The organism is Devosia beringensis (assembly GCF_014926585.1).
Lineage (GTDB): Bacteria > Pseudomonadota > Alphaproteobacteria > Rhizobiales > Devosiaceae > Devosia > Devosia beringensis.
The window spans coordinates 2,503,725-2,528,576 of sequence record NZ_CP045422.1 but is presented as its reverse complement, the minus strand read 5'-3'; the positions used below and the strand labels follow the sequence as shown (position 1 = coordinate 2,528,576).

Sequence of the window (24,852 nt, the reverse complement as noted above, 5' to 3'; positions counted from 1 at the left end):
CGCTCCCCTGTTCGAGCACGCCGGCGAGATGCTGCCCGGCACATAGTCCGGGCTGCGCTCTTCGATGATGACATTGTCGATGCCGGCCTGCTCGAGTAGCCGCCCCAGCCTGACGGGCCGGCCCCGTCCGCATCCTAGAACGGATAGTGCTGGTTGGGATCTTCGATGGTGACCCAGCGCAGGTCGGTGAACTCGGCGATGGCGGCCTTGCCCCCGAACCGGCCATAGCCCGACCCCTTCATGCCCCCGAACGGCATCTGCGCCTCGTCATTCACCGTGGGGCCATTGATATGGCAGATCCCGGATTCGAGGCGCGCCGCAACCGACAGCGCCCGCTGGATGTCGCGGCTGAAGATGGCGGAGGACAGCCCGTATTCGGTGTCGTTGGCGACCCGCACCGCTTCGTCCTCGCCATCGACGCGGACGATCGGCTTGACCGGACCAAACGACTCCTCGGTATAGACCCGCATGGCCGGGGTGACGTTATCGAGAATGGTCGCCGCCACCACAGTGCCGGTGCGCTTGCCGCCGGCCCGCACCACGGCGCCCTTGGCGACCGCATCGGTGACCAAAGCCTCGTTCTTTTCTGCCGCCGCAAGGCTCACCAGCGAGCCGAGCACCACGTGGCCGCGCGGATCGCCGGCCGGGAGTTGCGCCGCACGGGCGGCGAGCTTGTCGACGAATTCATCGGCGACAGTGTTGTCGACGATGATCCGTTCGGTCGACATGCAGATCTGGCCCTGATGCATGAACGAGCCGAAGATGGCGGCATTGACCGCGCCGTCGATGTCGGCATCGTCGAGCACGATGAACGGCGCCTTGCCGCCCAGTTCGAGCAGAGCGGGTTTGAGATGCTTGCCCGCCAGTTCCCCGATCCGCCGGCCGACACTGGTCGAGCCGGTGAAGTTGACGCGACGCACGGAAGGGTGGGCGATCAGGGCTTCGACGATCGCGGCGGCGTCCTTGGGGTCGTTGGTGATGACGTTGATCACCCCGGCTGGGATGCCGGCCTCATGCAGGCATTGCCCGATCAGCCGATGCACGCCGGGGCAGGCTTCCGACGCCTTGAGCACGACGGTGTTGCCACAGGCAATGGCCATGGCGATCGCCCGGGTGCCTAGGATGACCGGAGCATTCCAGGGCGCGATGCCGAGGCACACGCCCGCGGCCTGGCGCATGCCCATCGAGAGCGTGCCCGGCTTGTCGGATGGAATGATCTCGCCGGAAATCTGCGTGGTCATCGCCCCCGCTTCGCGCAGCATATTGGCGGCGAGCATGACGTTGAAGCCAGCCCAGGGCCCGGTCGAACCCGTCTCTTCGATCATGAGCTGGGTAAACTCCCCGACCTTGCTTGCCATGACATCCGCCGCCTTGACCAAAAGCGCGCGCCGTTCCCCGGGACCAGTCTTGGACCAGGTCTTGAAGGCGACTGCGGCCGCGTCCACGGCCGCATTGGCATCGGCCACTGTCGCGGCAGCGGCGCGCGTCGCCAGCTTGCCTGTGAAGGGGTCCAGGCGGTCATAGGTTGCGCCCCCACTGGCGCCACGATCAGCGCCGTCGATCAGAAATCCAATGTCCATGTCAGTCTCCTCCTGCGCCGCAGCGCTCCGTTATTAGAAGCCGAGTAGTTCGGCTTTGATCGATGCTTCGAGGCCACCAGCGAAGGCAACATTGGCTCGGTTGATCCAGAGCCCCCCAATAGGCGGCAAGGAACAACACATAGCGACGTCAGCGGCAGTCCCCGCGCTTCGGCACGGTCGGCGTCGCTATGACGCGCTGGTAACCAAAGATGGCGCGAACTGTTTTCGGGATCGGCGTCTCCATCAGTTCCAAACTGAGGCTTTTCAATCGGTTGGTCGTCGCAGGTTCCAGCCAGTTACGCTTTGCGCGTATCCGAAGCTTAGTTGCTCGCTGGTGACCCTGGCGTAGCGATAACATCGTCGATCCCGAACAGCCGCGGGGTGAGGCCCTGGTGGTGGGCCATTTCGAGGAGCATGCTGAATGCTGGGCGGTTGGGGATGAGGCCGTTGGGCATGAGGTCGGGGCCGACCATGGCGAGAAGTGTTTCGCGGGCGGTGCCGTCGATGAAGGTCGGCTGGGCCTGCCAGCCTGCCTGCATGGCGAGTTGCTTGGCCTCTTCGAACATTCGGAAAATCTCGGCCGACAACCAGGGATGGGCGGCCGCAAGCGTGCAGCGCACCGACATGATGTGGTTTACCGGATAGACCCCAGTTTTGCGGTGCCACTCGGCGGTCGCCTTGTCGACATCGTCGAACAGATAGCGGACCTTTGAGAAGTCGTGGTTCCGGAGCCCGATCGCCGCGTCAATCTCGCCCTTAAGCAGCAGGTCGAGAAGATCGGCGCCGGCGGGTGCGCGTTCGACGTTGGAAGGTTCGCTATATTCGCTAACATGGGCGTCCTCGGTGGTTACCCAGGTCACTTTGGCGGGATCGACGCCGAACTCCTCCTGCAGGATTCCGCGCACCCAGACGCCAGTGGTCACCGAATAGGCTCGCACGCCGATGCGCTTTCCGGCGAGATCGGCCGGTCCGTGGAATGGTGCGTCCTTTCGCACCACGATGGAGCGCTGATGAAAGTCACGCGACACGACCACCGGCAGCCCGATATAGGTGTCGCGATAGGCCCGGGCCAGCGCCAGGGTTGTTAGCGGCACCTCCGAGACGTCGAACTCTTCATCGCGCACCAGGGCCCGCACGGCCTTAGGGAACGGATAGTTGACGCGATCCAGAACGATGCGTTCGGACGTGACACGGCCATCAACCAGCGCCTCCAAATGAGGCGCCATTTCGAACCAGGTTTTCAGAATAAGTTTGTCAGCCATATTTACCTCCTGTCTGAGCGTCAGCTGAGGCCCACGGCGGCGAGACGAGCATTGAGCCGCGGATAGACCCGACGGGCATTGCCCTCGAAAATCAGCGTACGCTCGTCGTCGGAAAGAAACGGCACATCGTCGAGGTAGCGCTTGGTGTCGTCGAAGTAGTGCCCGGTCTCCGGATCGATCGCCTGGACAGCGCCAATCATTTCGGAAGCAAAGAGGATGTTCTTGGCCGGGATTACCTTGGCCAGCAATTCGACGCCCGGCTGGTGATAAACGCATGTATCGAAGAAGATATTGTCGAGCAGGTGCTCGCCGAGCGGAGGCATCTTGAGGTCAATGGCGAGACCGCGATAACGACCCCAATGATAAGGCACAGCGCCACCGCCATGCGGAATGACGAAGCGCAGCGTGGGGAAATCCTTGAACAGTTGCGATTGCAGAAACTGCATGAAGGCGGTGGTGTCGCCGTTGATGTAGTGGACGCCGGTGGTGTGGAAGTTGGGGTTATCGGACAGCGCCGTGTGGATCATCGCCGGCACGTCTAGCTCAACCATCTTCTCGTAGATCGGGTACCAGTAGCGGTCGGTTAGTGGGGGGCCGCTCCAGTTGCCGCCGGAGGGGTCCGGATTGAGATTGCAGCCCACGAAACCCATGGTCTCGACGCAGCGTTCGAGCTCGGCAATGCAGTTCTTGGGTGATACTCCAGGGAACTGAGGCAATTGGCAGACGGCGATGAAATTCTTGGGATACATCGAGACGGCGCGGTAGATCAGGTCGTTGCACATTCGCGTCCATTCCTGACTGATCGCTTCGTTGCCGAGGTGGTGGGCCATAGCACTGGCGATCGGGGAGAAGATGGTCACGTCCGTGCCGCGCTCACGCTGCAGCCTGATCTGGCCGCTCTCCAGCGTCTCCCGGATACGGTCATCGCTGATGCCGAAATCGGGCTTGGGCTTGTTGGCCGGATCGTTCATGGCGTTGAGCTGCATGGCGCGCCACGCCATTACGTCTTTCATCACGGTCGTGTAATGCCCATGGACGTCGATGATCATTTTAGGGGTCCTATTTTCAATATGTGTGCAATGGCACTCACCAGCCAAGGACGCCTCTGGGGAGAGGCACCTGGAGCCAGGTAGTGAAGATATAATTGATGCCGAAACTTCCAATCAGCGCGCCGCCGATGGACACCAGCCAGTTGAAGCGACCGAGACCGCGCAGCAAAACTGCGAATACTATGAGCATGGTCAGCGAATAGCCCAGCCGCTCGAAGAAGACGACCACGCCAACGAGGCAGAGGATGATCGTGCCTAGCCGCAGATAGCCGCCGCGTTCGGCGATATAGCCTTCCGGCATATCATCAGATTTGCCGAATGTTGCCTGGCCGACCATGACCAGGGCCAGTATGCCGAGCGCAAGCCCGAGCCAGAAGGAGAAGAAGCCGGGGCCAGGGCCGAGCGAGGTGTAGTAGCGCATGCGAAGCGCGGTCGTCACGATGTACGCCGCGAAAAGCAGCAGCACTGCGCCTGCGATCTGGTAGCTACGCTGCATGGTTCGGGGCGGGGCAAGGGATGGTTCACTCATGCTTCGCTGTCCGCTCCGCGCACCGGCTTGACTGCCTGGAAGGTCGACACCGCGATCGAGACCAGTGCGAAGGTTAGTAGGGTCGTGGTGATGGGCCGGGTGAGGAAGATCGAGAAGTCACCCTGCGACATTTCAAGAGACTGGCGCAGTCCGCTTTCCATCAGGGGAGCCAGCACGAAGGTCAACACCAGCGGAGCGGTCGGGATATCGAGTTTCTTGAAAATGTAACCGACCAAGCCGAAGACAAGCATCGCCGCGATATCGAAGACATTGTTGTTGATGCTGTAGGCGCCAATCACCGAGAAACCGATGATGATAACGATCATCAGAGAATAGGGGATTTTGAGAATTGTCGTCCACACCGGGACAAAGGGCAGGTTCAGGATCAGCAGGATCACATTGCCGACCACCAGACTGGCAATTACCGCCCATACGAATTCGGCGTGATCGATGAAGAGCTGCGGCCCAGGGGTGAGGCCGTTGATCATGAAGGCACCCATCAGGATCGCGGTCGTCGGCGAACTCGGCACGCCAAGTGTAAAGAGCGGGATCAGCGAAGCATTGGCGCAGGAATTGTTGGCGGTTTCTGGCCCGGCGACACCCTCGATCGCGCCCTTGCCGAACCGCTCGGGCGTCCTGGAAATGCGCTTCTCCACGACGTAGGACAGAAAGGCCGGCACGACGGTTCCGAGCCCAGGCACCAGTCCGAGGAAAAAGCCGATAACCGTGCCACGTCCGATCGGGCCGACGGAGGCCTTTACATCGTCCCTGGTGAGCATCAGGGTCGAGAGCTTTGCCGTTTTCGGCTGGGTCGCGCGGGATTCGACATTGAGCAGGATTTCGGTGATGCCAAACAGGCCCATTACGACCGGGACCACGCCGAAACCGTCGAGCAGTTCGGGAAAGCCGAAGATGAAGCGCGGGGCGCCCTGAACGGGGTCGATGCCCACCTGGGCGATGAGCAAGCCAATCACAGCGGCGATCAGGCCACGAAGCAGGGAGCGGCTTGCCAGCGCCGTCACCAGCGACAAGCCGACCACAAGGACGGCGAATACCTCGGGCGGACCGAAGGTCAGCGCCAGCTTTGTCAGTGGCAAAGCCAGGAATACAAGGCCGATGGTCGCGATAATGCCACCGACAAACGAACCGATGGCAGCGATCGAGAGCGCGGCGCCTGCCCGCCCCCTCTTGGCCATCTCGTAGCCGTCGATGCAGGTCACGGCGGACGCTGCCTCGCCCGGGGTGTTCATCAGCACAGAGGTAATCGTGCCCCCGTACATGGCTCCGTAGTAGATCGCGGCCAGCATGATGATTGCGCCAGTCGGATCGAGGCCGGCGGTCACTGGAATAAGGATTGCAGTGCCGGCGGCCGGCCCGAGCCCTGGTAGCACACCCACCATTGTCCCGATGAGACAACCGAGGAACGCAAACATCAGGTTATGCGGCTCGAGACAGGTCGCAAAACCGCCGAGCAGCAGCTGGAAAGTATCCACCGTGTGTTCTCCTCCCGAGACATCTCGCGGCAAGGCGATAAGTCTTCCCAAAGCAAACCGTAAACGCAATGATTCAAAACAGTTGCCACATCACGCACTTGATCTTTTTACGTCGCCGCGTCGGCTATCGATTGCTCGAAAGAGTTCCGCAGGTCAGCGTCCCGAGTTATGGCCCAAACCTTCGCGGCCACAAGACAGCATTGCGGCACACCTGAAATAACCAAACTGTTGTGGCTCCGTTGGCCACGCTGTGTCCTAGTCCATTTCGGACGCGTTACCACCACCCTCACCGGCACATGGAGAAAGCGCGTCAATCTGGAGGTTCGCCTTGCACGGCAAGTTCGCTGCATTGGCAACCGGACAGAGGCAGAGGACAGGTAGCGTCATGGAATTACCGACCAATCCATTCAAGAAGTCGCTGGCTGCGGGTCAGCGCCAGCTTGGCTTCTGGCAGACGTTCCGTGATCCACTAGTTACGGAAGTGCTGTGTGATGCTGGCTTCGACTGGATGGTCATCGACGGTGAGCATTCACCCAACACCATTACCGATGTTCTTGCGCAGTTGCAGGTTCTGGGGCGTAGCCGAACCATGCCGGTGGTTCGACTGCCCTGGAATGACCCAGTCCTGTTCAAGATGATGCTCGATCTAGGGGCGCTCAGCATGATCGTGCCTTATATCCAGAGCGCTGACGAGGCACGGGCAGCCGTGGCCTCTGTACGCTACCCGCCGGCCGGCATACGCGGCATCGGGGGCGCCACACGCGCAGGTCGCTTTGGCCGCATTCCCGACTATCTGCACCGCGCCTCAGAGGAAATTTGCCTGCTGGTGCAGGCCGAGACAAAGGATGCGATCGCGGTCATCGAGGACATCGCTTTAGTGGATGGTGTGGACGGTGTCTTTATCGGACCGGCCGATCTGTCGGCGTCGATGGGTCTTATCGGTCAGTCGGGCCATGCCGACGTGCAGACGCTGATCGCTTTCGCAGCCAAGCGGCTCAAGGCCGTCGGCAAGCCATCGGGTATCATTGCCACCAACGACGATGAGATCGAACGCTATATCGACTACGGATTTCAGTTCATCGCGGTCGGCGTAGATGCAGTGATCCTGGCCCGGGCGGCGGATACGCTGGCGGAGAAGTGGACGTTTGCCAAGAAATAGAGTCGCGGGCGCGATACTCAACGCCATTCTTTTACTCAAGCATCACCGGAGTTGACGTGAGTCACCAAAGACAAATCTACCACGCCCTTGCTGAAGCGTTTGCCGCAGAAGGCGTCGATACGCAATTCGGCCTGATGGGTGACGGCAACATGCTGTGGATGACGGCGATGAGCCATCTGCCCGGCATGACCACCTTCGGCGTTCGGCATGAGCACTGCGCCTGTATGATGGCGATCGGCTACTGGAGTGCCACCGGCAAGGTGGGCGTGGCGTCGGTCACCCATGGTCCCGGTTTCACCCAGACGATGACGGCGTTGACGACTGCGGCCCGCAATTTTGTTCCGCTTGTGGTGTTTGCCGGCGAAGCCCCGCTGACCGCGCCATGGTACCTTCAGGCAATGGACCACGCTGCGCTGGCAAAGGCCTGCGGCGCAGAATATATTCCGCTGCACAGCACAGCGCGCATGTATCACGATGTTCGCGAGGCGTTTTACATTGCGCAGTTCGACCGCAAACCGGTTGTGATCGGCGTACCCGCCGATCTGCAGGAGCTGGTCGCGCCGGATCTCGGCACGTATCGCCCATCCGCAGAACTGCTGCCACAGCCGCAACGCATCACGCCAGACCCCGGCCAGATCGCGGAACTGGCTTCACTGCTGTCGGAGGCCAAGGCGCCTGTGATCGTCGCCGGTCGCGGTGTGATGCAGTCCGACGCGCGGAGCGAGGTCGAGGCACTGGCGGAAAAAACCGGCGCCATGCTCGGCACCTCACTGCTCGCCAAGGGCATGTTTGACCACAACCCCAACTCTCTTGGCATAGTCGGCGGATACGCAAGACAGGCTTCCCGGGACGTCGGCAAAAGCGTCGACCTGGTCGTCGTCTTTGGCGCCAGCCTTTCGCGTTTTACAACCGACTCCGGCAAGATGTTCCCCAATGCCAAGATGGTTCAGGTCGACATTCTCCCGACCGGCTATAGGGAGGGGCTGAAGCCAGCCCACGTCTATATCAAGGCAGACGCAAAGCTGGCCGCAACGGCCCTGCTGGCCGCAGTTGCCAGCAAGCAGGCGAAGGCCGATATCCGCAGCTTGGCGCTATCCAAACGTCTGCGTGAAGAACCCGCCGACGACACCCGTTATATCATCTCCGATGGTACACTCGATCCGCGCCGGGTGTTCGAAGAACTCGAGCGAGTCATTCCCACCGACTACGACTTCGTCAGTGGCTCTGCGCACCAGGCCTATTGGCACACGACCATGCGGGGTGCCGATCCGCGCAACTATCATGCGGTGCGCGCATTCGGCGCCATCGGTAACGCCTTCGCTTTCGCCTCCGGTATCGCTGTTGCCCGCAAGAATGGCCGAGTCGTGCTGTTCGAGGGCGATGGCGGGCTGCTTATGCAAATCCAGGAGCTGGAGTCGTTGAAGCGTCAGGGAGTAAAACTGCTCATCGTCTGCTGCAATGACGGGGCCTTCGGGGCAGAGGTGCACAAGCTGCGCAAGGATGGAATCGACGACAGCGGTGCGGTTTTCGGTCGCCCGCCGTTCGAGGCGATCGCCAAGGGCTTCGGCGTACGCGGCGCCACGATCAGCGATATCGCCCAGTTCGCCGGGCTGATGAAGGACTATGAGGCACATGCCGATGTCGAGATATGGGATGTTCATGTCTCGGATCAGGTGTTGGCTCCAAACATGCGGGACGCCGTCGGCTACAAGCCGCCCACGACCTGACTTTGGAGAAAGACCGCTTGGTGGAGGAGCGGGGCAGGCAAGACGTATTCAAGAACAATGGAAAAGGGAGTTTAGACAATGAAACGATATATCAATCTTGTAGCGGCGGGCTTGGTTGGGCTGGTCGCCGGTGTCATGCCGCTTGCGGCTAACGCACAGGAGTTCCCAACCCCGGGCAGCACCGTCACGATGATCGTGCCGGTGCCGCCGGGTGGCGGCACCGATCAGTTCGCCCGTGTCATCGCGCCGCTGGTGGAGGCCGACCTTGGCGTTACCGTTCAGGTTGTCAATAAACCAGGCGCTTCGATGCAAATCGGGTCAGTTGAACTCGTCGGTTCCAAGCCCGACGGCTACACGGTGATGTGGATGGTGCTGCCGACTGCTGCTGCGTATCTCGACGAGGAGCGGCAGTCGACATATGGCCGTGATGACTTCCAGCCCATCGCGTCACTGCAGACGTCCAACTCGGCAGCGACTGTTCTCGCCTCCAGCCCATACAACACGGTGGAGGATCTGATTGCTGCGGCTAAGGCGAACCCCGGCTCCCTCAAGGCCGGTACCGCAGGACGTCTTTCTACTGGTCACTTGGCCAGCCTCGACTTCGCCCGCTCACTCGGCATCAAGTTGGCCACCGTCAACTTCACGGGCGGCGCACAGCAGATGACTGCCCTTCTTGGTGGCCATATCGATGTATCGTTCAATACGCTTAGTGAGGTTTTGCCGCAGGTGGCAAGCGGCCAGTTGCGCATCCTCGGCGTCATGGCCGATGGCGAGGATGTTTCTGGCGTCAAGACCTTCAAGGCACAGGGCTATGACGTCGGCTCCCTTTCGGTAGATCTCGGCGTCGTCGGGCCTGCCAATATGGAGCCAGCGACAGTCGATATACTTGCTGCGTCGTTGAAGAAGGCTCTGGATGCCCCAGAAACCCAAGCCTATCTCAAAGAGCGGGCGATCAACGGCCGTTTCCTCAACCCTAGCGAATACGCTGCGGCCTGGGACGAGATCGAGAAGCGCTTCAAGCCTCTGATCGACCTTGCCAAGCAGGATGGCAACTGACCATGACCAATGACGCCCACGCTGCAGCGTGGGCGTTTTTTGACTTTACCCGCCCATCAGCGGCCAACGCGCCGGACCAGTCGATTGTAGGTTGGGAACGCTGGTACGACCTTTCGCCTCGCCAAGCTCTGGTATCGCCACGCGATGATTGAGCATTCGCCCGGCCGACACTAGCCGTTTGACGCAAGGTAGTTCCAGTGAGCCTGTGTCGCAGTCAACTTTGCCGGGCTCTTCCGTCGGCGGCCCGCAGCGTTACCTCTATCGCTTCGAATCGACCTAGGGTGGCGCCAATAGTTTGACCTGGAGCGACTGGCAAAAAGCCGCAAAAAGAGCCCGTTGTCAGGCAGGTGCCCGGTGGCAGCCCCGCTTCTCGCACCGAATCCACATATCTCAGAACCGGCAGGAAGGGGTCCACTGAAGCATGGCCGCCAATGCCCGAGTACACGCGGCTGCCATCGACCCAGACCTCAACAGGCATGGTCGTGAAGTCCACACCTCGCCAGTCGGCAAGTTCCCTGCCGTAGACGAAGCCGCCGGCATTCAGTCCATCCGCGATCCTGTCGAACTGGCTCAGCGCCATGAAGTTGTCGAAACGCGTGCCGACGATGTCAAAGGCCGCCAAGGCGCTGGCGGCGGCTGCAACGACCTCAGGCAAATAGCTCTTGTCGGAGGGCGCCAGACCGTCAGGAAAGCGAAAAGCGATCTCCGCTTCAATACCGACGAAGTCATGTTCGGTGGCATCGAAAACGGCCGGGCTGGCGCGGCATAGCGACTCATGAAGAATGCCGCGAAAGACGGTACCGTCCTTCGTCGCACCGACTTTTATGGCCGAGATTTTTTCTCCAGAACGCGCGAATACGGCGTCCTGGATCGCGTGCGCCTCATCGATGGACTGAGGCCGGAGAGCATCCGGCAGCGAATCTAGCCGCCGTCCATCCCGGCGCGCCTGGATGAGAAACTCCGCGGCTTTGGCAATCTGCCCTGGCAACAATTTCATGCAGTTCCCCTTGGGAGGTCTTGTGCGCTTTGACGAAAGGGGAACGCGTGGCAGGCTCAGTACTCTTATTCAGGTTCTGAACGAGTGGACGCTCAGGCGAGCCTTGGGCGCACACACCGTCCTGCAGATCATCTGAGTCACTCGATTGCCGACCGGTGCCATTCCCCAACCATGAGTATTTTGGACTGGCGGGCTTACCACCGGAAGCTGACCATCCGCTCTATCAGTTATACTCAGTCGGCGCGTTTAGAGCGGCCAGCGGATGCAGTTCGGCAACGACGACCTGGCGGAGGATCGACGCGATAGCTGAGGCTATCGGGCTCAGGGGGCGCTCGGCCGTGAAGCTGATCGCCACCTCGTGGTCCATTTCCGGATCGACGATGGGATCGCTGCGTAACTCTCCTCGCTTGACTTCCTCCGCTATGGAGTAGCTGGGCAAGATGGTTCGCCCGATGCCAGTCGGCAGGAGCCGCTTGATTATCTCTACCGAATCCACCTCCAGCACCGGCTGGACGGTTAGGCCCAGATTGGTCGCGTTGCGCTCGATCAGTGCTCGGATTCCGTTCGACTTGGTCGGGAGAACCAATGGATAGGCCAGGGCCTCCGCAAGGGTAACTACTCCCCCCTCTTCAGCCGGCAAATCCAGCGTGCTGGTGACCAGATGAAGCCTGTCTCGACCAACCACTTCATAAACCAAGTAGGTGCTCGTCTCCGCTGCAGCGGAGACCACTCCGAAATCGACACGTCCCGATATCACCCACTCATGTATCGCACTGGACATGCCCACCATGAGGTTGACACGCACGTTGGGATGCAACTCTCGAGCCCGCAGCAGCAAGCCAGGAACAACATGTGCGCCAAGTAACGGCATCATGCCGATTGTCACGCTCCCCTCGACGGTGTCGCGATACCGCATCACCGATTGGCGCATGTCATAGAGGTCAGTGAACAACGAGCTGGCCCTGTCAACAAGTTCGCGGCCCGCGGCGGTTGGCAGTACGCCACGCCCGTCGCGACTAAACAGGAGAACACCCAAGTCGTCTTCCAGCAATCGAATCTGCTTGCTGAGCGCCGGCTGGGCGATATTGAGCTTGGTTGCGGCCTTGGTGAAGCTGCCTGACTCGGCAACTTGGATAAGGTAGCGCAACTGCTGAAGCTTCACGGTCGTTCCCCCGGTGTCGTGTCTAGCTGTTAGAAGAAAAAGCTCTCTTCCCGGCCGACGCCCTTTGCCTACTCTAGGCTCATAAACACTTGCCGCGTCAATTCTGCGGTTCGAAATATGGAGGGGCAGGTGCCCGACGAAATCACGCTCGAGACGCTCAAGAGATTGGGATCGGCCACCATACATGAGGCGCAGGGCCGGCGCGGAGCAATGGATTCAGGCATCAAGCCGATTGATCCCAAAATGCGTTTGGCCGGTCGTGCATTTACAGTTGATAGCGAACCTGCCGACAACCTCATGCTGCACTACGCCTTAACTCGCATGGCCGCGGGCGACATCATGGTTGTCGACGCCAAGGGATTCATGGAATCAGGCATCTGGGGTGATGTCATGACGGCGGGGGCCCTCGCCATTGGAGCGGGTGGTCTGGTCGTTGATGGCTCAGTGCGGGATGTGCAGTCCATGATTGACAGCGGCTTCCCCGTTTTTGCACGCGGCATTTCGATAAAGGGATCGGGCAAGCGTCAGGTTGGAAAGGTACAGACGCCTGTTATGTGTGGTGGAACCCTTGTCCGACCCGGTGATATTGTTGTCGGCGATCGCGATGGACTAGTGGTGATTGACCCGCATGAGTTGGATCAGGTGCTGCAGCTCAGCCAAACACGCGAAGAAGGCGAGGCAAAATTGCGTCTTCGGCTTGCAGCTGGAGAGTCAACTTACGGAATAATGAAATTGGAGCGGTTTCTGCCTGAAGGCTGATTTCGCGATAATCAGTCCACGTCTGGCACCGGTCCCGCGCTGCGCACAAGACATCTAGGGTAGAGGCATCAATTGCAGCGACAAAAAGAGCGCGATGTCAGGTCCGAGCACTCTCCGAAACACACCAACCCCCGATTGCCACCCATTTGCCGCGCCCTTGAGGGAACGACAGCTCATAGGAACCTGCCGAAGGGCCCGGGACGACCGACATGGGGCGATTTGCCGACGCCACACTGAACATTGGTGACAGCTGAAGCCAGAGGCTTGCTGCGGCTGCAGCAGCCAGCCAGGGCAAGAGCCACAGGTTTAGTGCCTGCCAGCCGATGGTGTTTTGCAGCGCGCCGGCGCCGGGCGAAGCTGCAACTCCCACGACGACGATGGTCAGATCGTTGGTGGCTTGCGCCTTGCCCTTTTCGGCGGTCGCATAGGTTTGGGTGAGGAGATTGGCAACGCCGATGTACAGGAAGCTCCAACCTACCCCAAGATAATCAATCCAGCAGTCAAATTGTAGAATCCCGTCCCCGTCAGGGCAAGTACCGCATGTGTTTTCAGCAGGACAACGCTGGCGAGCATTGTCTGCAGAACACCGAGAACTCGATATCGGAGGTGGTTCCGATAGGATGGGCGCCCGAAGCATGGTTGACGAACCAATTAGAGCATTGAGCCTGGAACAAAGAGCACTTAGCCATGAAACTTATACAGTTGCGCTATTTCGTTCAGGTTGCTGAAATCGGGAGTTTTACAAAGGCGGCGGAGAAACTGAATGTCGCCCCTCCCGCACTCAGCCGACAAATCAAGCTTCTCGAGGAAGAACTCGGCGTTCTATTGCTGAGCCGAGATGGCCGTGGCGCTGAGGCTACCCCCGCAGGTCAGGAGCTTCTGAGCAGGTCTACCCAGATATTCCAGTCACTTTATGAGGCTCGACGTGCGGTGATGGCCTTTTCCGGGACGGTGGGGGGGGATGTAACGCTGGGTCTGCCGCCACTTTTTGGTGCAGCAGTCGTTCCGGAACTTCTTATCCGTTGTCGGGAACTTTACCCGGCATTAAAAATCAAAATAATGGTTGGCATGTCATATGCCGTGCAGGAATGGCTGCTGGCAGGACGGATCGACTTCGGCGTCGTAAGTTCGCTGACCGAGGTCAGCAAGCTTATCAAGACCACGGAACTAGCCAGTGACGTGCTTGAATATGTTTGCCTTACCGCAGATGCGACGGGTGACGGTCCGATCGAGATTACCGAGGTCTTGGCAATGCCATTGATTATCCCTGGACGAGAAAATGGCATCGGCGCCGCGATATTTTCTGCGGCCGACCAGGAAGGCATTACGCTCGAACCCCTCTACCTCATAGACTCTATCGAGATCATAAAGGGACTCATTCTGGCCGGCGGTGGCTCCACCCTGCTGCCAAAATTTGCCGTGGCGAAAGAAGTGGCTGCGGGCCTGATCCGTACGCGACCAATAGCCAACCGAGCCGTCGCGTACCATGTTGAAACAGCAGTTGTTGCAGATAGCCCGCTTTCGAAGGGTGCCAGGATGGTCGCTGACGTCATGCGCGACGTCTGCATGAAAATCCGCGGCCTCTAATCAAATAGCGTGGCCGCTTGAGGACATGCAAAACCAGATGAAAAGCCGCCAAGACTGTGCAGACTAGGCCACGGCATGCTCACAACGCCTAAAGGCCAGCATGACCTTTTTGGACAAGCACACCTCTTCGGGCATGGTGTGCAGCGCCGCGTCTGACGCCAGTGTTCGGTCCTGGATAGTCCGTCAGCGGCGTACAAACAGGAATTGTCCCCGCGCCATCATACCCGCCGAGTTTGCCGCGACACAATCAGCTCCTCACGTAGCTGCCAGGCTAGCAAAACGATCGCTACAAACATGAAGACCGCGGATATGGGTCGCGTGAACAACGGCTCGATCGAGCCGGCGGAGATCATAAGGCCCGAGCGCAGATTGATTTCGGCAATGGGTGCAAGAACCAGTCCAATGACAAAGGGTCCCAGGGGAATGCGACAGGCCTCAAGCGCAAGCCCGACGAGTCCAAAGCCCAACATTACCCACACATCCAGCATGTTGCCACGCAGGGCAAATGTACCAACGACGCAAAAGAACATGATCAGCGGCAGCAGAAAGGCGCGGGGCACAGCGCAGAGCTTGGCGATATACCTGGCCGTAAGAACCATGAGCACAAACATCATGAAGTTGGCAATCAACGCCGACCCCATCATGGCGGCGACGAGATCCGGGTTATTCTGAAAAAGCAGCGTACCGGGCGTGAGCGCATGCATGGCAAACGCCCCGAGCAGGACCGCATCAATGACACTGCCGGGAATACCCATTGCGATCAGGGGCACCAGGGCGCCGCCGACGCTGGCATTGTTGGCCGCCTCCGATGCTATTATGCCCTCTTCGCTGCCCTTGCCGAATTTCTCGGGCTCTTTGGAAACGCGTCGAGCGAAAGTGTACGCTACCACCGACGCAATATTTGCCCCGATGCCGGGTAATATGCCGATCCACGTGCCGATGGCCGATGATTGCAGCATGTTACCGCCGTGCCGCTTCCAGTCCCTCCACGGCAGCAACACGTCTCGAGTACCGATATCATGTATCTGCGGCGGCTGGCCCTCAATGTCGCTGCTGTCCCGGATGATCTGGCTAACGGCAAAAACGCCGATAAGCACCGGCGCAAGATCCAACCCTGCATCAAGGAAGTTGAAACCGAAGGTCAAGCGCAACCCGCCAAGCGCCGGATCGACGCCCGGCATTGCCACAAGCATGCCAAGCAGTCCCGCGATTAGTCCGCGCAGGAGGGAGCCCTCGCTCACCGCGGCGATAAGAACAAGCGCCATCATCACCAAACTGAATTTCTCGAAGGGTCCGAATCCGGCCGCAAGGTCAGCGAGCGGCCGGGTTAGCAAAACCAGCACGACCCAGGACAGAAGGCCACCTACAAACGAAGCGACGATACCCAGGCCGAGTGCGCGTGCAGCCTTGCCTTGCTGGGCCATTGGATAGCCGTCAAAGGTTGTCATGATGGAAGATGGCGTTCCCGGCATTCGCAGCAGCGTTGCTGAGATCAACCCGCCGGAGATCGCCCCGACATACATGGCGATAAGCAGCACGATGGCGTTGAGTGGCGACATTGCGAAAGTAAGTGGGAGCGTCAGCGAAATTAGCATCGTTCCGCTGAGGCCGGGGATTGCCCCGACCACAATACCGAGCGTAGTGCCCACCAACATCAGCAACAGGGGCGTCGGGGCAAAGAGTGCGAGACTATAGCCAACCCATTCCAACGACCGCTCTCCTTCAGGGCAGATTGATCACGAGTATTTTCGTGAAAAGGTAGTCGCTACCAAAGGCCGTCGCGGCCGAAATCGCGAGTATGAGCGGCAAGGAGCGTAGTCTGAACCGCGTCATGATCGTCATCGTCGCCAACAGAAAGATCGCGCTGGCCAGGGCGAAGTCTATTCGAAGGATTCCTATGGCTACGCCAAAGCCAATCGCCAAAGCCATCATCGCAGCGGCCAGCCAGGACTGTCGCAGGGGCGATACCCCTTCTGTTGGGATTGCTTCGACTACTTTCGGCAGGCGCGATTTATATCTTGCCTGCATGCAGGACTGAACAAGCAGAACCAGGGAAAGGCAGGCAATGACCGAGGCTAGGCCCAACGGAAACGCTGCCGGACCTAGAGGTTCGAAGCTGCTCGTCCGAAGGTTGGCGGAACCCAACGCAACAACGCCACACACCACCAGCAGCCCAAAAACAAGCAACACATCTCGTCTGAACATCAGAGGATCCTAATCAAGGGCGGGCAATCGGCGTCGCCTGCCGGCCGCTTCCTGCCGACGAAGCGATGTCACTGTTCCGCAGCGCGCACCGCGATTGGAGCGATCACTTCGTAGGTCGCATCAAGATCGGCCTTGAATTCGGGCCCGGATTCAAAGGTCAGCAACGTCGAGCGTTCTTCGAAATAGGCCCGCAGAGTGGGGTCATCCATGGCGGCCTTCAATGCCTGCGCGAATGTATCTATCACCTCAGGCGGCGTTCCCTTGGGCGCAAACCACCAATGCGCTACGCAGAATGTCATGTCATAGCCCTGCTCCTTGGCGGTGGGGACTTCCGGCACAGTCGGCTCCCGAAGTTCAGCCAGATCCGCAAGGGCCTTCAGTCCCTCTGCCTTGTAACGGGTGTAGGTGCCCGTGGAGAGGGTTGTCGCATTGATGATGCCGCCCTTGATGGCGGTGACATTGTCTACCTCCGCCCCGATCTGGACGATGCGGAAATCGGCGCCGGGCTGGAGCGCTTCGAGCATCAGGCCAGCAATATGAATATTGCCACCCAGGTTAGCGCCATAAAGGATCGTATCGGGGTGGGCAGCGGCGTCCGTGAGCATATCGGAAAGCGAATTGTAGGGGCTGTCGGCGGCCACGACTACAACGGAACAAAAGTCGGTAGTGCCCGCGACCGGCTCGAAGTCGGTGTAGCTGAAATCCTGGGTGCCAACCGCTCCCGCCGACATCATCCCCAGATGGTGAAGAAGGAAGGTGTAGCCGTCAGGCGCGCTGGAGAGCACTTGGCGGGCGCCAACCGAGCCCACTGCACCGCCAGTGACATTGGCAACTACCAGCGGTTGGGCAAGAAGGTTGTTGTCGGCGAATGCCTTCTGGAATGCCCGGGCCGTCAGGTCTGTGGTACCCCCTGGGCCGAATGGAACAATCACCGTAATCGGCCGTTCGGGATACGACTGCGCAATAGCGGGCATTGCCATTCCGACCGCAGTGCCTGCCATTATGACGAACGAAATCCTCCGCGCAACCAGCGTGCTGAGCATCTTCATTTTGGTCCTCCTGCCGATGGTTCAAATTTCCATCGTTCAATTTCCTCCAGTTTGGCTTGCCACATCGATCCGATTGCGGACATTCCAGTTTGGTTAATTCAGTAGTCACCCAATTGATGTCCCAATTCTATGGCTACATTTTCCAGTCTGCAGACTGCCCCTTCGAAGCATCGTGTCGTCTATCCGATTGCTGATGGGGCGGTGGAAAGAAGACTGACAGGTTCTCGCGCGCTAGGTCGCCTAGTTACCGCCAGTCCTGCCTTCCGCCGTCGAGAGATACCAGTCGCCTCATCCATAACTCGACCGAATGGAAGTGCCCCCAGACAGTATTGGACGCCTTGGGGGAGCTCTCCAAAAGTTCGTGGAGGGATTAGCTGATCGTGTCCCGTAGCGTGGTGTAGCTGAGGCTTGGCCTCGAGGCTTTTCCGGCATGGGCCGGGCTGATCAGCGGGCCACGGCTGGCAGGCTGACGAGAGGATCATCGCTCAATGGGGCGACGGATTCCAGCGTCATGTAGCGAGACCTCTGGACGGCCCACTCATCGTTTTGCTCGAGCAGGATGGCGCCGACCAGGCGGATGATGGCGTCGTCGTTGGGGAAGATGCCCACGACCTCGGTGCGGCGCTTGATCTCGCCATTGACCCGTTCGATCGGGTTGGTGCTGTGGAGCTGGACGCGATGCTCCCTGGGGAAGGTCATATAAGCCAGCACATCGGTCTCGGCCTCGTCCATGATCGCGGCGAGCTTGGGCACTTTGGGGCGGATCTGGTCAGCGACGGCCCGCCATTGGCTACTGGCTGCCTCTGGCGTTTCCTGAGCGAAGGCGGTGGCGATGAAGGCACTGGCGACGCGCCGCCCGCTCTTGCCGGCATGGGCCAGCACATTGCGCATGAAGTGGACGCGGCAGCGCTGCCTGGTGGCGCACAGCACCTTGCTGACGGCCGCCTTAATGCCCTCATGGGCGTCCGAGACCACCAGCTTGACCCCGCGCAGGCCGCGACGGGTTAGCTTGCGCAGGAACTCGGTCCAGATCGGCTCGGCTTCGGACGTGCCGATCTGCATGCCCAGAACCTCGCGCCGGCCGTCACTGTTGACGCCCACGGCGATGATGGCGGCCACCGAGACGATGCGGCCGCCCCGGCGCACCTTGAGGTAGGTGGCATCGATCCACAGATACGGCCAGTCGCCTTCGATGGGGCGGTCGAGGAAGGCCTTCACCTTGCCGTCGATGTCCTCGCACAATCGGCTCACCTGGCTCTTGGAGATACCGCTCATGCCCATGGCCTTGACCAAGTCGTCCACGGACCGGGTGGAGATGCCCTGGACATAGGCCTCCTGGATCACCGCCGTCAGCGCCTTCTCGGCCAGACGCCGCGGTTCAAGGAAGCCGGGGAAGTAACTGCCCTTCCTGAGCTTGGGAATGCGCAGTTCGACCGTGCCGGCCCGCGTCTCCCAGTCCCGCTCCCGGTAGCCATTGCGCTGCGCCAGGCGCTCAGCGCTCTTCTCGCCATAGCCAGCGCCGGTGGCTGCACCCACCTCCAGCTCCATCAGCCGCTCGGCGGCAAAGCCGATCATCTCGCGCAGAATATCGGCATCGGGGGTCTTCTCCACCAGCGCGCGCAGGTTCATCATATCGTCGGTCATCGGTCGTCCTTTCGGTATCAGGTTGGTGTAAGCAACCAGACCCTACCGGAAAGCGCCGATGACTACCGCGCTACTCAGCTACACCACGTCCGGGGACACGACCGATTAGCTGAGGGCCACCGACCGCTTTCGGGAAATCGAAGTGCCTGCTTGAACGGCCGGAATGGGGCGCGTTACGGCCGTGCTTTTGCGGGGCCGGTAGCGGAATGCGAGGTTGTGATGGTTCGCCCTGAATGCTGCTCCACTCACTAGGCAAAAAGGCCCTAATCTCGTTGAGCCGGCGCCCCGGGCCATACCGCGCAAACGAGCACTCAACCCAGGATTCACAGCAGCCATGCGTTTTTGGTTGACAACGGTTACGGTTCGCAATCAGAATTGCAAACGCTTGTAATTTGGTTGCAAGCGCTTGTACCTCTGAATTGAGCGCAATATGTCAAACCGCGGCAAGACATTGAAGGAGTTGGCCGAGCACCTGGACGTGTCGATCACGACCGTCTCGCGTGCCCTGGCCGATCATCCCAAGATTGCCCTCAAGACGCGCCAGCGCGTGGCCGCTGCGGCGCGTGAACACGGATACGTGCCTAATGTCGCCGCCCGCCAGCTGGCGTCCGGGCGTAGCGGCTTTGCCGGGCTGGTGCTTCCGGTCCGCGGCCCCAATTTCGTCGATTCCTATATCGGTGAGTTCGTGACTGGCCTTGGCGAGGGCCTCGTCGCGCACGGCGTGGACCTGTTGCTGGCGACAGCGCCTGCAGGCCAGTCCGAGCTCTCGGTTCTGCGCCATGTGGTCGAATCCGGCCGCGCCGATGGCGTCGTGCTCTTGCGCATTGCAGAAGTGGACGAGCGGGTGGACTTCCTGCTCGACCGGAAGGTCCCGTTTGTCACGCATGGTCGCATCCTCGATCAGAGCAAGCCGGTCAACTGGCTCGACGCCGATGGCGAGGCCGCCTTCGGGGAGGCGTTCGACCTGCTCTATGATCTCGGACACCGCCATTTCGGACTTGTCAGCATCGCTGAACCCATGATGTTCCGACATCTGCGCGAAAGTGGTATCAAAACTGCCATTGCGCTGCGAGGCGACAGCTCGGTCCGGCTCGAAATCGTTTCGGCCCCACGTTTTGACCGGACGGCCACCGTCGCCAGCATCCGAAAGCTGGTCAATTCACCCAACCGGCCGACGGCCATACTCGGGCTTTTCGACGAGCTGGCGCTTTCCGTGCTGGAAGAGGCCAACCGCGCCGGCATTTCAGTGCCACGGGACCTTTCCGTCGTCGGCTTCGACAATATCGGAGCCGCCACCTTCGCGCCGCCCGGCCTCACAACGTTTGAAACCTCGACCCGCGCGGCCGGGCGCGAGATCGGCGAGATGCTGATCGAGATCATCGCAGGTCGCAACACGGAGCCACTCACGCGGCTCATCCGACCCGCACTGGTCAGCCGCGCCAGCCACGGACCTGTGCCAACTGCAACAAATCAAAAGGGAGAAAGACAATGAAAAAGCCGATCGCCGCCTTGGCCGGAGCCACGATGGCTCTGGCCTTAACATCGGGGGTCGCCATGGCACAGACCCTGTTCTGGTCAACCCAGGCCGCTCCGGTGGAAGAAACGCAGAAGATGCGTGAGCAGGTGCTTGCCGGCTTCGAGCCCGGCGTCGACTATCAGGCTTCGGAAACCGGGCCGTTCCTCACGCGCCTCGCCGCGGAAATCCAGGCCGGCTCAGGCCAGATCGGTGTCGTAGGGGCGCTGCACGGCGACCTCTCGACCTATGGCGACAGCCTGGTCGACCTCTCCGACATTGACCTATCCGGCATCACCGTCAGCGACGCCTTCATGGAACTGGGCAAGCTCGGCGGAGACGAACAAAAATACCTGCCGTGGATGCAGGCCAACTATGTCATGGCCGCCAGCAGGCAGGCGCTCGAATATTTGCCTGAAGGCGCCGACATCAACGCTCTCACTTATGACGATTTGATCGCCTGGGCCAAGGCGCTTGCGGAAGAAACGGGCTCGCCCAAGTTCGGCTTCCCAGCTGGCCCGCAGGGGCTCAAACATCGCTTCTTCCAGGGCTTCCTGCTGCCCTCCTATGCCGGATCGACGGTCACCAAGTTCCGTTCCGCCGAAGCTGCCGAAGGCTGGAACAAATTCAAGGAACTGTGGCAGTACACCAACCCGGCGTCGACCAATTACGCCTTCATGCAAGAGCCTCTCCTGGCCGGTGACGTCTGGGTCGCCTTCGACCATATTGCCCGCCTTGCCGATGCCTTCAACCAGCGTCCCGATGACTTCGTGGCCTTCCCTGCGCCCTCGGGCCCGGCTGGCCGCGGCTTCATGCCTGTTCTTGCGGGTATTGCCATCCCGGCAAGTGCGCCGGACATGGACGCATCCAAGGCCCTCATTGCCTATATGATGCAGCCCGAAACGCAGGTCGCAACGCTTCTGGCCACCAACTTCTACCCGGTGACCGACGCCGGGTTGCCGGCTGAACTGCCTGAATCAGCCAAGGCTCTCGGCCCCGCCATCAACGCGATGACGACCGCGGACGATGCCCTGCCAGCGCTCCTGCCGGTCGGTCTTGGTGACCTCGGCGGTCAGTTCAACCAGGTCTATACCGACACGTTCGAGCGCATCGTGCTCGGCAACCAGCCGGTCGAAGACGTGCTGAACCAGCAGGCAGAGACCCTGCGTGGCCTCATGACCCAGGCCAACGCCCCGTGCTGGCTCCCGGACGCCGCCTCCGAAGGCGCCTGCCCGGTCAACTAAAGCCTCCTCCCCCCTGCGATGACCACCCGACGCCGCAAGGGGCCGGGTGGTGACCAGATCCCGGAACAAGATCATGCAAGCCAAAGTGCTGCCCTATCTGCTGTTACTGCCGGCAACGGTCTTCCTGCTGGTCTTTTTCGTCTATCCCTTTGTCGAGATCGCGGTGCTGGCCTTTACCCGTGACGGCGGCTTTTCGCTGCAGCCCCTCACGACCATGGCGACACACTGGAAATTCGGCTCCGCGCTCGGGTGGACATTACTGCTCGCCGCCGTCGTCGTGCCTATCCAGCTTGCCATGGCGCTGTCGATGGCGTCGATCGTCACCAAGCTGCAACGGGGCCGCAACGCGATCCTTTACATCTTCTCCATACCGCTCGGTCTGTCGGACCTGGCAGCAGGCATTGTCTGGCTGGCCATCTTCGAGCAGTCGGGCTTCCTCAATTCCTTGCTGAACGGCCTTGGCGTGGTGGATCAGCCCATCCTCTTTTTGGGCTACCAGAACATCTGGGTGATCTTTCTGGCCGTTGTTCTCGCCGAAATCTGGCGCGCCACCGCCATCATGATGGTGATCCTGGTGTCCGGTATGGGCCTGATCCCCAAGGAATATTATGAAGCTGGGGAAGTGTTCGGCGCCAGCCCCTGGCAGCGCTTTATCAAGATCACCCTGCCCATGCTGCGCCCAAGCCTACAATCGGCCCTGATCCTGCGCACGCTGGCAGCCTTCGAGGTGTTCGCCGTGGTCACAGCCTTGGGCGGCACGACGCTGCCCGTCCTCATGGGCGAGACCTATAACTGGCAGTTCGCGCTGCAGGATCGCAACGTGGCCTCGGCCTATGCGCTGGTCATTCTGGGCATTTCGATTATCGCCACGCTGTTTTACCTGCGCGTGCTGCGCGTTCCCAAGGGGGCCACGATATGAGTGCCGCCAAGACCAACGACGTCCCTTCCACTGTGCAGTCGGCGCGCCGGGCGGGCAAGTTCCTGTTCTGGGCCTGCGTGCTCCTGATTTGCGCCTGGGTGCTGGTGCCCATCTATCTGCTGATGGTCAACGCGCTCTCCTCGCCCAGCCAGGTCAGTGGCTTCCCCAAGACTGGTCTGCCGGGCTTTGACTTCTCCTCGCTGCAGTTCTTCGCCGGATTTTCGGGTGTCGGACGCGCGCTCTGGAACTCCGTGCTCGTCGCCGTGCTCACCATGGTGCTTTCCATCGGCATTGGTGCGCCGGCTGGCTATGCCCTCTCGCGCTTTGAATTCCCCGGCAAGGAAGTGTTCCGCATGCTGGTGGTGATGACCCGGGCCTTCCCGTTGCCGCTTCTGGCCTTGCCACTGGCGGTCATGTTCATCCGGACCGGGCTGGACGATACAGCGATCGGGCTGGCGCTCGTCCATACCGTGCTGGCCATTCCCTTTGCCGTCTTGATCACCTTCTCGCTCTTTTCGGGCATCCCGCTGGAACTCGAGGAGGCCGCCTGGACGCTTGGCTGCAATCGCTGGCAGGCGTTTCAGAAGGTTGTTCTGCCGCTCGTCCTGCCCGGGATCGCTGCGTCGGCAGTCTTTGCCTTCACCATTTCCTGGAACGAGGTCTTTGCCGCGGCGGTGCTGACCATCGAGAACCGGACGCTGCCCGCATTCCTGATCCAAAACCTGAACGTGTCGCCGCTTCATCTTAAGTTCGCCGGTGGCGCCGCGCTCGTCGTGCCCGCACTCATCTTCATCTTCGCCGTTCGCAAATACCTGTTTGCGATGTGGGGCATCGCCAACAGGTAAAGGAGAGATCCATGGCTGAAATTGTCATCAAGAACGCCGCCAAGCGCTTCGGGGCCTTTACCGCCCTGCATTCCATCGACCTCACCATTGCCGACCAGGAGTTCATGGTCCTGCTCGGCGCCTCGGGCTGCGGCAAGACCACGCTTTTGCGCATCATTGCCGGGCTCGAAACCCCGAGCCATGGCGAGGTGTGGATCGGCGGGCGTCGCGTCGACCACCTGCCGCCGCGCGAGCGCGGTATCGCCATGGTGTTCCAAAACTATGCCGTGTTCCCGCATCTGACGGTCTTCGAGAACATCGCCTTTGGCCTGCGGATGAAAAAGCTGCCCCAGGCGGAAATCGATCGGCGGGTCAATCGCACCGCCGAACTCATGCATATCGAGCAGCTCCTCAAGCGCTATTCGGGCCAGTTGTCGGGCGGGCAGCGCCAGCGTGTTGCCGTGGCTCGGGCGCTCGCCATGGAGCCGGATGTGATCCTGATGGACGAGCCGCTGTCCAATCTCGATGCGCTGCTGCGTCTCGAGATGCGCGCCGAACTCAAAGGCGTGCTCGCCGACAGCAAGACCACCACCATCTATGTCACCCATGATCAGGTTGAAGCCATGTCGCTGGCCGATCGCATCTCGGTGATGAATGGCGGCAAGATCGTGCAGGCCGCCAGCCCGGTTGAGGTTTACCGCAACCCGGCGGCGCGCTTTGTGGGCAGCTTCATCGGCAATCCGCCGATGAACTTCCTGCCGGCCACCCGTGGCGCCAACGGCCAGTTTGAAGTGGCGGGGGTCACGCTGGCGGGCCCGGCGGTCGGCGATAGTCTCGAATTTGCCATCCGCCCCGAGGACGTCGAGATCGCATCGGACGGCTTTGCCGCAACTGTGCGCGTTGTCGAGCCCTTGGGCGCGCATACGCTAGTCACGACCGAGGTGGCAGGAAAACTTTTCCGCGCGGTGCTCGACAGCGACCTCAAGGTGGCTCCAGGCGATCAGTTGCGCCTAGCACCCAAGCCCGATCGCGTCCGCTGGTTCGACCCCGAAACAGCGCTGGCCGTCTGACACTCAACCCAATTGCCGAAAGCT

General features: G+C 60.5%; 21 protein-coding genes. 10 read left to right on the top strand and 11 right to left on the bottom strand.

The features are described from left to right. Positions 1 to 134: 134 nt before the first annotated feature. The 5 genes from GDR53_RS12380 to GDR53_RS12360 form a co-directional block, all read right to left on the bottom strand. A complete protein-coding gene (locus GDR53_RS12380; RefSeq protein ID WP_193334793.1) occupies positions 135 to 1,580 on the bottom strand; it encodes an aldehyde dehydrogenase in 1,446 nt (481 codons plus the stop codon). Positions 1,581 to 1,900: 320 nt separating this feature from the next. Next, on the bottom strand, positions 1,901 to 2,842 hold the full coding sequence (locus tag GDR53_RS12375; RefSeq protein ID WP_193334792.1) for an ABC transporter substrate-binding protein: 942 nt from the start codon (positions 2,840 to 2,842) through the stop codon (positions 1,901 to 1,903). A 20-nt stretch (positions 2,843 to 2,862) separates the two neighbouring features. Further along, the gene (locus tag GDR53_RS12370) at positions 2,863 to 3,891 is read right to left on the bottom strand and encodes an amidohydrolase family protein (protein WP_193334791.1); all 1,029 of its coding nucleotides are present in this window, start codon (positions 3,889 to 3,891) and stop codon (positions 2,863 to 2,865) included. Between the two features lie 37 nt (positions 3,892 to 3,928). Next, positions 3,929 to 4,420 carry a tripartite tricarboxylate transporter TctB family protein gene (locus GDR53_RS12365; protein ID WP_193334790.1) on the bottom strand — a complete coding sequence of 164 codons (492 nt, stop codon included), beginning with the start codon at positions 4,418 to 4,420 and terminating at the stop codon, positions 3,929 to 3,931. After that, positions 4,417 to 5,913, bottom strand: coding sequence for a tripartite tricarboxylate transporter permease (locus GDR53_RS12360; RefSeq protein ID WP_193334789.1), 1,497 nt, complete (start codon positions 5,911 to 5,913; stop codon positions 4,417 to 4,419). The genes GDR53_RS12365 and GDR53_RS12360 overlap by 4 nt, the downstream gene beginning before the upstream one ends. Before the next feature lie 385 nt (positions 5,914 to 6,298). On the opposite strand from GDR53_RS12360, the gene GDR53_RS12355 reads away from it, so the two are divergent. From GDR53_RS12355 to GDR53_RS12345, 3 genes are all read left to right on the top strand, one after another. After that, positions 6,299 to 7,072, top strand: coding sequence for an HpcH/HpaI aldolase family protein (locus GDR53_RS12355; protein WP_193334788.1), 774 nt, complete (start codon positions 6,299 to 6,301; stop codon positions 7,070 to 7,072). 56 nt (positions 7,073 to 7,128) lie between these two features. Continuing rightward, positions 7,129 to 8,799 (top strand): thiamine pyrophosphate-binding protein, encoded by a 1,671-nt coding sequence (locus tag GDR53_RS12350; RefSeq protein ID WP_193334787.1) that lies wholly within the window; start codon positions 7,129 to 7,131, stop codon positions 8,797 to 8,799. A gap of 78 nt (positions 8,800 to 8,877) precedes the next feature. Next, on the top strand, positions 8,878 to 9,855 hold the full coding sequence (locus GDR53_RS12345; protein WP_193334786.1) for a Bug family tripartite tricarboxylate transporter substrate binding protein: 978 nt from the start codon (positions 8,878 to 8,880) through the stop codon (positions 9,853 to 9,855). Positions 9,856 to 10,069: 214 nt separating this feature from the next. Here the strand turns inward: GDR53_RS12345 and GDR53_RS12340 are convergent, their stop codons facing one another. Further along, on the bottom strand, positions 10,070 to 10,852 hold the full coding sequence (locus GDR53_RS12340) for a 2-keto-4-pentenoate hydratase (RefSeq protein ID WP_193334785.1): 783 nt from the start codon (positions 10,850 to 10,852) through the stop codon (positions 10,070 to 10,072). 223 nt (positions 10,853 to 11,075) lie between these two features. Continuing rightward, positions 11,076 to 12,014 carry a LysR family transcriptional regulator gene (locus GDR53_RS12335; protein ID WP_193334784.1) on the bottom strand — a complete coding sequence of 313 codons (939 nt, stop codon included), beginning with the start codon at positions 12,012 to 12,014 and terminating at the stop codon, positions 11,076 to 11,078. A 129-nt stretch (positions 12,015 to 12,143) separates the two neighbouring features. Here GDR53_RS12335 and GDR53_RS12330 point away from each other — a divergent pair, with 129 nt between their 5' ends. Next, positions 12,144 to 12,773 carry a 4-carboxy-4-hydroxy-2-oxoadipate aldolase/oxaloacetate decarboxylase gene (locus GDR53_RS12330; RefSeq protein WP_210321327.1) on the top strand — a complete coding sequence of 210 codons (630 nt, stop codon included), beginning with the start codon at positions 12,144 to 12,146 and terminating at the stop codon, positions 12,771 to 12,773. 687 nt (positions 12,774 to 13,460) lie between these two features. Beyond that, positions 13,461 to 14,360, top strand: a complete 900-nt coding sequence (locus tag GDR53_RS12325) for a LysR family transcriptional regulator (protein WP_193334782.1) — start codon at positions 13,461 to 13,463, stop codon at positions 14,358 to 14,360. 218 nt (positions 14,361 to 14,578) lie between these two features. Here the strand turns inward: GDR53_RS12325 and GDR53_RS12320 are convergent, their stop codons facing one another. The 4 genes from GDR53_RS12320 to GDR53_RS12305 form a co-directional block, all read right to left on the bottom strand. Then, positions 14,579 to 16,069 (bottom strand): tripartite tricarboxylate transporter permease, encoded by a 1,491-nt coding sequence (locus tag GDR53_RS12320; protein WP_232846615.1) that lies wholly within the window; start codon positions 16,067 to 16,069, stop codon positions 14,579 to 14,581. A 13-nt stretch (positions 16,070 to 16,082) separates the two neighbouring features. Then, on the bottom strand, positions 16,083 to 16,565 hold the full coding sequence (locus tag GDR53_RS12315) for a tripartite tricarboxylate transporter TctB family protein (RefSeq protein ID WP_193334781.1): 483 nt from the start codon (positions 16,563 to 16,565) through the stop codon (positions 16,083 to 16,085). A gap of 68 nt (positions 16,566 to 16,633) precedes the next feature. Then, entirely contained in the window at positions 16,634 to 17,614 is a 981-nt protein-coding gene (locus tag GDR53_RS12310; RefSeq protein ID WP_193334780.1) for a Bug family tripartite tricarboxylate transporter substrate binding protein, read from the bottom strand. A 444-nt stretch (positions 17,615 to 18,058) separates the two neighbouring features. After that, positions 18,059 to 19,258, bottom strand: a complete 1,200-nt coding sequence (locus GDR53_RS12305) for an IS256 family transposase (RefSeq protein WP_193334779.1) — start codon at positions 19,256 to 19,258, stop codon at positions 18,059 to 18,061. A gap of 430 nt (positions 19,259 to 19,688) precedes the next feature. On the opposite strand from GDR53_RS12305, the gene GDR53_RS12300 reads away from it, so the two are divergent. The 5 genes from GDR53_RS12300 to GDR53_RS12280 all read left to right on the top strand — a co-directional run bounded on the left by GDR53_RS12300 (position 19,689) and on the right by GDR53_RS12280 (position 24,828). Further along, positions 19,689 to 20,750, top strand: coding sequence for a LacI family DNA-binding transcriptional regulator (locus GDR53_RS12300; protein WP_193334778.1), 1,062 nt, complete (start codon positions 19,689 to 19,691; stop codon positions 20,748 to 20,750). Between the two features lie 62 nt (positions 20,751 to 20,812). Continuing rightward, positions 20,813 to 22,015: an ABC transporter substrate-binding protein gene (locus GDR53_RS12295; protein ID WP_332872324.1), complete on the top strand. Its 1,203-nt coding sequence runs from the start codon at positions 20,813 to 20,815 to the stop codon at positions 22,013 to 22,015. Positions 22,016 to 22,088: 73 nt separating this feature from the next. Next, a complete protein-coding gene (locus GDR53_RS12290) occupies positions 22,089 to 22,934 on the top strand; it encodes a carbohydrate ABC transporter permease (protein WP_193334776.1) in 846 nt (281 codons plus the stop codon). After that, positions 22,931 to 23,779 carry a carbohydrate ABC transporter permease gene (locus GDR53_RS12285; RefSeq protein WP_193334775.1) on the top strand — a complete coding sequence of 283 codons (849 nt, stop codon included), beginning with the start codon at positions 22,931 to 22,933 and terminating at the stop codon, positions 23,777 to 23,779. Before GDR53_RS12290 ends, GDR53_RS12285 begins: the two co-directional genes overlap by 4 nt. Before the next feature lie 11 nt (positions 23,780 to 23,790). Continuing rightward, complete coding sequence (locus tag GDR53_RS12280; RefSeq protein ID WP_193334774.1) at positions 23,791 to 24,828, top strand: ABC transporter ATP-binding protein; 1,038 nt, start codon at positions 23,791 to 23,793, stop codon at positions 24,826 to 24,828. The last annotated feature ends 24 nt before the right edge of the window (positions 24,829 to 24,852 follow it).